Origin of the sequence: Massilia genomosp. 1 (assembly GCF_011682185.1) — a bacterium.
GTDB lineage: Bacteria > Pseudomonadota > Gammaproteobacteria > Burkholderiales > Burkholderiaceae_D > Telluria_A > Telluria_A rubra.
In genome coordinates, this window is record NZ_WHJF01000178.1 from 1 (window position 1) to 7131 (window position 7131).

Sequence of the window (7131 nt, forward strand, 5' to 3'; positions counted from 1 at the left end):
GCCAATCAACTGCTTGATTTCCTTGGCGGCGCCGGCCGAACGCTGCGCCAGGTTGCGCACTTCGGACGCCACTACCGCAAAGCCGCGTCCCTGTTCGCCGGCGCGCGCCGCTTCCACCGCCGCGTTCAGCGCCAGAATGTTGGTCTGGAAGGCGATGCCGTCGATGACGGCGATAATGTCGACGATTTTTTTGGACGAGGCGTTGATCGACCCCATGGTCTCGACCACCTGCGCCACCACCACGCCGCCCTTGGTGGCCACTTCCGACGCCGACAGCGCCAGTACATTGGCCTGGCGCGCATTGTCGGCGTTCTGGCGCACGGTGCTGGTCAATTCTTCCATCGACGCGGCGGTCTGCTCGAGCGAACTGGCCTGGGAGCTGGTGCGGTCCGACAGGTCGGTGTTCCCCGCCGCGATTTCGCTCGAGGCGCTGGAAATGGTGTCGGTGCTGCTGCGAACTTCCGAGACGATGCTGGCCAGGTTGGCTTTCATCTTGTCCAGGGCGCCGAGCAAGGCGCCGATCTCATTGCGTCCGTGCTTGCCGATTTTGCCGGTCAGGTCGCCATCGGCCACGCGCACCGCGATCTGCATGGCTTCCTCGAGCGGCGCCGAGATGGCGCGCAGCAGCGCCCAGCCTACCGCGAGCCCGAGCGCCACGCCGACGAACAACACCACCATATTGGCGTAGCCGATTTCCTTGAGTTCTTCCTTGACGCGCAATTCGTCGCTGTTCACGCGCGTGGAGATGGCTTCCTTCATGCGCTCCATCGCCGCGTCACCCGCACGGTAGGTCGGGTTGATCTTCTTGATCAGCACATGTTCGGCGTCGTCCCATTTTCCGGCCTTGATCAGGGCCGCCGTGCTGCGGATATGTTCCAGGCCCAGCCCCTCGCTTTTGGCAAACCACTCCTCGGCCAGGCGCTTTTCTTCAGGTGACTTGATGGCGGCCATGTATTGCTTCCAGCGCTTGGTGGCGCGTTCGCCGATCGCCTCGATCTGGTCGAAGTGTACGGTCAGCGCATGGTCGTGCAGCTGCGACGAGGGCAGCACCGGATTGTGCTGGAGCGCCTGCAGGATCTGGCTGCGATTGAGTTCCATCTCCAGCCGGCTGGCCGCCTGCACCGAGCTGTTCTTGTAGTCTTCAAGCGTGACGTCGCGAATCAGGGAGACCGAATGGCTTGCGCCAAAAATGCCCATGGCGCCAACCGCCACCAGCAGCGCGATCAGGAAGCCGAGAACCCCGGTGACGAGGCTTTTGATGCTGATGTTGTCGAACATTCGAATACTCCTTGGATTACTGTTCTTAAGGGAAGCGTTGAAGCCGGCCGCACCATGCGGCCGGCGTGCTTGCGTTAGCAGCTTGCGGCGGGAGGCGGCAAGCGCGCGAAAAATGCCTGGATGCCGGCCCGCAGTTCGTCCACATGCCCGAATTCGAGGTAGGTGACGTCGCACAGGTCCTGCAGTTCGCGAATCAGGGTGGTCTTGATCGGCGCCTCCTTCCACACCAAAAACAGCACCGGCGTGCGGCGTCCCTTGAAGATGTGGTAACCGAGTTCGAAAGCGCTGCTCTCGCTCATGCCGACCCGGATGTTGACCAGCGCGTCGGCCTGATCGAGCAATCCAAGCCGGTGGTCGCGAAAGTGCTTGGGCGTGAACGGCAGGCCGGTATCGCGCTCGAACGATTTCTTGAAGGTGTCGGCGCTTTCAGCCCTGGCGCCGGTCAGGTAGTCGAACGGGTGCGGCAGGCCGTTGGCGCCGTCGATCAGGTGCAGCACCTGGCCGATCAGATGCTGCTGGGCGGCGTCCGATTCGGTGAAGGGCTGGCGGATGAACAGCTTGAGCGCGGGCGCGCCGACCGTGCGCTGGCGCGCCTGGCGACGCCGCTCGGGCAAGGCGGCGGCGGCCGCCAGCAGGTCGGCCGGCGTGGGGCTTGGCCGCGCTGTGGGCGATGGCGCGGCCAGGGCGGGCGCGCGGTGCAGCTCTTGCAGCGACACCAGGCCGAAGCTGGCCGCATGCAGGCTCGCCTCGAACATGCTCTCGGCGCCGGCGATGGTGGTGCATACCACCGTGCCGGCGGCCAGCGCGGCCACCCGCAACGCCTGCGAGGCGACCACCGCGCTGCGCCGTTCATCCACCGTCAGCACCACCATGGCCAGTTCGCGCGCCGCCAGCGCGGCCAGCACCGCCGCGTCGTCGATCTCGACGACCTCGATTTCGGCGGCGCGGATGACGGTCGCCGTCACCAGGCTGGCGCACAGGGTGAAGCCGGCGCCGGCCAGGCGCCGGGCCAGCGCCACCGCGCGCGCCTGGTCGCCGCGCCGCACGCGCAGGTAGGCGCGCCCACCGGTGGGCGCCCGCACCGACGCCCCCAGCTGGGCCTTGAAGAAGCCTTCGCCGAAGGTAGAGCCGACCCCCATCACTTCGCCGGTCGACTTCATTTCGGGACTGAGGATGGTGTCCACGCCGGGGAATTTGGCGAATGGGAAAACCGCTTCCTTGACGCAGAAACGTGGCGCCAGCGCTTCATGTACGCCCTGCTGGTCGAGCGACTGCCCGGCCATGCAGCGCGCGGCGATTTTGGCCAGCGGCAGGCCGGTGGCCTTGGACACGAACGGCACGGTGCGCGAGGCGCGCGGATTGACTTCAAGTACATAGATGAAGTCCAGCAGTCGCGCGTCGACCCGCAACTGCTGCACCGCGAACTGCACGTTCATCAGGCCGACCACGTTCAGTTGCATCGCCATGCGCGCGGTCTGGCGCTTGATTTCAAGGACCGTGGCCTCGCTCAGCGAATGCGGCGGCAGCGAACAGGCCGAGTCGCCCGAGTGGATGCCGGCCTGCTCGATATGCTCCATCACGCCGCCGATCAGGACCCGGCTGCCGTCCGCCACGCAGTCGACATCGACCTCGATGGCCTCATCCAGAAAGCGGTCCAGCAGCACCGGCGAATCGTGCGAGACCTTGACCGCTTCGCGCATGTAGCGTTCCAGGTCGGCCGCCTCATGCACGATTTCCATGGCGCGCCCGCCCAGCACATACGAGGGCCGCACCACCAGCGGGTAGCCGATGTCGTCGGCCATGCGCACCGCTTCCTGCTCCGAGCGCGCGGTGCGGTTGCGCGGCTGGCGCAGGTCGATCTGTTGCAGCATCTGCTGGAAGCGCTCGCGGTCCTCGGCGGCGTCGATCATGTCGGGCGAGGTGCCGATGACCGGCACCCCGGCCGCTTCCAGCGCCAGGGCGAGCTTGAGCGGGGTCTGGCCGCCGAACTGCACGATCACGCCTTCCGGCCGTTCGAGGGCGACGATCTCCAGCACGTCTTCCAGGGTCACCGGTTCGAAATACAGGCGGTCGGAGGTGTCGAAGTCGGTGGAGACGGTTTCGGGATTGCAGTTGACCATGATGGTCTCGTAGCCATCCTCGCGCAGGGCCATCGCCGCGTGTACGCAGCAGTAGTCGAATTCGATGCCCTGGCCGATGCGGTTCGGGCCACCGCCGAGCACCATCATCTTGCGGCGCGCGCTCGGCGCCGCTTCGCACTGTTCGTCGTAGGTCGAATACAGGTAGGCCGTGCTGGCGGCAAATTCGCCGCCGCAGGAATCGACCCGCTTGTACACGGGCCGCACGCCGAGCGCGTGGCGCGCCTCGCGCACCGCCTGCTCGGTCTCGCCCAGCAGCGCGGCCAGGCGGCGGTCGCCGAAACCTTGCTGCTTGAGGCGGACCATGACCGGCTTGTCCAGCGCGGCCAGGGTTTGCTGTTCGATCCACAGTTCGATCTCGACCAGGTCGCCGATCTGCGCCAGGAACCATGGATCGATGGCGCTGCAGGCATGCACTTCATCGAGCGTGTGGCCCTGGGCGAACGCTTCGCCCACGTACCAGATGCGGTCCGGCCCCGGCTTGCGCAGCTCTTCCTCGATCACCGCGCGCCCGGTACGCATGCCGTCGCGGCGCACGCCGTCGACGCCGATATCGAGCCCGCGCAGGGCCTTCTGGAACGATTCCTGGAAGGTGCGGCCGATCGCCATGACTTCACCGACCGATTTCATCTGGGTGGTCAGGTGCTCGTCGGCGCCGGGGAATTTTTCGAAGGCGAAGCGCGGGATCTTGGTCACCACGTAGTCGATCGACGGTTCGAACGAGGCCGGCATGGCGCCGCCGGTGATCTCGTTGCGCAGTTCGTCGAGCGTGAAACCGATTGCCAGCTTGGCCGCCACGCGCGCGATCGGGAACCCGGTGGCCTTGCTGGCCAGCGCCGACGAACGCGAGACGCGCGGGTTCATTTCGATGACGATCAGGCGCCCGTCGTGCGGGTTGACCGCGAACTGCACGTTCGAGCCGCCCGTGTCCACGCCCACTTCGCGCAGCACCGCCAGGCTGGCGTTGCGCATAATCTGATATTCCTTGTCGGTCAGGGTCTGCGCCGGCGCCACCGTGATCGAGTCGCCGGTATGCACGCCCATCGGGTCCAGGTTTTCGATCGAGCAGACGATGATGCAGTTATCGAGCTTGTCGCGCACGACTTCCATCTCGAACTCTTTCCACCCGAGCAGGGACTCTTCGATCAGCAACTCCCTGGTGGGCGACAGTTCCAGCCCGCGCTGGCAGATGGTGTGGAACTGGGCGGCGTCGTAAGCGATGCCGCCGCCGCTGCCGCCCATGGTGAACGAGGGCCGGATCACGACCGGAAAACCGAGCGCCGCCTGCGCTTCCCAGGCTTCGGCCATGCTGTGCGCCACGCTTGACGTGGCCGAGGCCAGGCCGATGCCGGTCATGGCGGCCTTGAACCTGGCGCGGTCCTCGGCCTTGTCGATCGCGTCAAGCGTGGCGCCGATCAGCTCCACGCCGAATTCGGCCAGCACGCCGTGGCGGTGCAGGTCGAGCGCGCAAGTGAGGGCGGTCTGCCCGCCCATGGTCGGCAACAAGGCGTCGGGACGCTCCCTGGCGATGATGCGCGCCACCACTTCCCAGGCGATCGGCTCGATGTAGGTGACGTCGGCCATCTCGGGGTCGGTCATGATGGTGGCCGGGTTGCTGTTGACGAGGATGACCTTGTAGCCCTCCTCGCGCAACGCCTTGCAGGCCTGGGCGCCGGCGTAATCGAACTCGCACGCCTGGCCGATCACGATCGGGCCGGCGCCGATCAACAGAATGCTGCGGATGTCTGCGCGCTTAGGCATGTTTGCAATCCTCCATCATGGTCACGAACCGGTCGAACAGGCCAGCCGTATCGTGCGGGCCGGGTGAGGCTTCGGGATGGCCCTGGAAGCAAAAGGCTGGTGTATCGACGCGCTCGAAACCCTGCAAGGTGCCGTCGAACAGCGACACGTGGGTGACCCGGCAATTGGCCGGCAAGGTCGCGGCGTCGACCGCGAAGCCGTGGTTCTGCGAGGTGATCGACACCTTGCCGCTGGCCAGGTCCTGCACCGGATGGTTGGCGCCGCGATGGCCGAACTTCATCTTGACCGTCGTGGCGCCGCACGCGAGCGCGATGATCTGGTGCCCGAGACAGATGCCGAACATCGGAATGCGGCTCTCCATCAGGATGCGCGCCGCCTCGATCGCGTAGTCGCAGGCGGCCGGGTCACCGGGGCCGTTGGACAAAAAGATCCCGTCCGGGGCGAGCGCCAGCACCTCGGCCGCGCGCGTTGTGGCGGGCAGCACGGTGATCCTGCATCCGCGCTCGGCGAGCATGCGCAGGATGTTCGACTTGATCCCGAAGTCGAATGCGGCAACGTGCAGGTGTGCTCCTTGCCGGCGTCCGAAACCGGTTTCCATCCGCCACACCGTCTGGTCCCACTCGTACGCTGCCTGGGTGGTGACCAGGCGCGCCAGGTCGGCGCCGGCCAGGCCGCCGCAAGCGCGCGCCAGTGCCAGCGCCGGCTGCGGGTCGTCGCCGCTGACGATGGCGCCGTTCTGGGCGCCGCCGTCGCGCAGCAGGCGTGTCAGTTTGCGGGTATCGATGCCGGCGATCGCGATCAGGCCGTGCGCAGCGAGGTAGTCGGACAGGCTGGCGCCGCTCCTGAAGTTCGACGCCAGCAGCGCCAGGTCGCGGATCACCAGCCCCGCCGCATGCACGCGCGTCGATTCGCAGTCCTGCGGGTTGACGCCGGTGTTGCCGATGTGTGGATAGGTCAGGGTGACGATCTGGCGCGTATAACTGGGGTCGGTCAGGATTTCCTGGTACCCGGTCATGGCGGTGTTGAAGACGATTTCGCCGCTGGTCCGGCCTGGCGCGCCGACGGCGCTGCCGTGAAATAGCGTGCCATCGGCAAGTGCGAGAATGGCGCCGGGGCGCGTGCCCGATCCGCTGAGCGGGTGCTTCATACAGTCTCCCAGTAAGGTGCATTCGGCACGGCGCGTGGCGGTTGGGAGCCCACGCTGCCTGTCGAAAAACACGATACCTGAAAGAAATAACGCCTTACATCGAAGATTTGTCGCTTGTCTTCTTAAACCAACATTTGGTATGTGCCGCCTGTTCGCCAGCAGCGAACGGGAAAACGGCAATGATATGGATCAATGACAGTTTGTTACAAAACGGGCGGGCGCGCTACCGGCGCCCTGCCCGCTCCTTGTGTACGTACGCGCGTCAGAACTCTTCCCAGTCCGATGCGGCGACTGTGGCGGCGGCGCGCTTGTGCGGCGCGGGCTTGGGCGCTGCCAGCTTGCGCACGGCAGGCGCCGGCTTGCCGGCCGGGCGCGCCGGCACGGCGGCAAGCTTGCGCTGCGGCGCGTGGCGCACCGCGGCCATCGACGCGGCCGCGCCATCGAGCTTGAACACGCTGACCACTTGCGTGAGCGTGCTCGCTTGCTCTTGCAGCAGGCCGGCCGCCGCCGCAGCTTCTTCGACCAGGGCCACGTTTTGCTGGGTGATCGAATCCATCTGCCCGACCGCTTCGTTGATCTGGTCGATGCCGGCGGTCTGCTCGGCGCTGGCGGTGGTGATTTCGCCCATGATGTCGGTGACCCGATGGATGCTGGTGACGATTTCCTGCATCGTCAGGCCGGCCTGGTCGACCAGCTTGGCGCCGCTGTCGACCTTATCGACCGAGTCGCCAATCAACTGCTTGATTTCCTTGGCGGCGCCGGCCGAACGCTGCGCCAGGTTGCGCACTTCGGACGCCACTACCGCAA

General features: G+C 66.2%; 4 protein-coding genes. All 4 read right to left on the minus strand.

Going from position 1 to position 7131, the window contains the following annotated elements; all coding sequences use genetic code 11:
* On the minus strand, positions 1-1278 hold a 1278-nt coding region (locus F1735_RS37980), incomplete at its 3' end, for a methyl-accepting chemotaxis protein (protein WP_167240857.1).
* A gap of 74 nt (positions 1279-1352) precedes the next feature.
* Complete coding sequence (gene carB, locus F1735_RS31995) at positions 1353-5177, minus strand: carbamoyl-phosphate synthase large subunit (protein ID WP_167240859.1); 3825 nt, start codon at positions 5175-5177, stop codon at positions 1353-1355.
* Positions 5170-6324, minus strand: a complete 1155-nt coding sequence (gene carA, locus F1735_RS32000) for a glutamine-hydrolyzing carbamoyl-phosphate synthase small subunit (protein ID WP_167240861.1) — start codon at positions 6322-6324, stop codon at positions 5170-5172. The genes carB and carA overlap by 8 nt, the downstream gene beginning before the upstream one ends.
* A 262-nt stretch (positions 6325-6586) precedes the next feature.
* Positions 6587-7131 (minus strand): methyl-accepting chemotaxis protein (locus F1735_RS32005; RefSeq protein ID WP_229506069.1); only part of this gene is annotated, 545 nt, incomplete at its 5' end.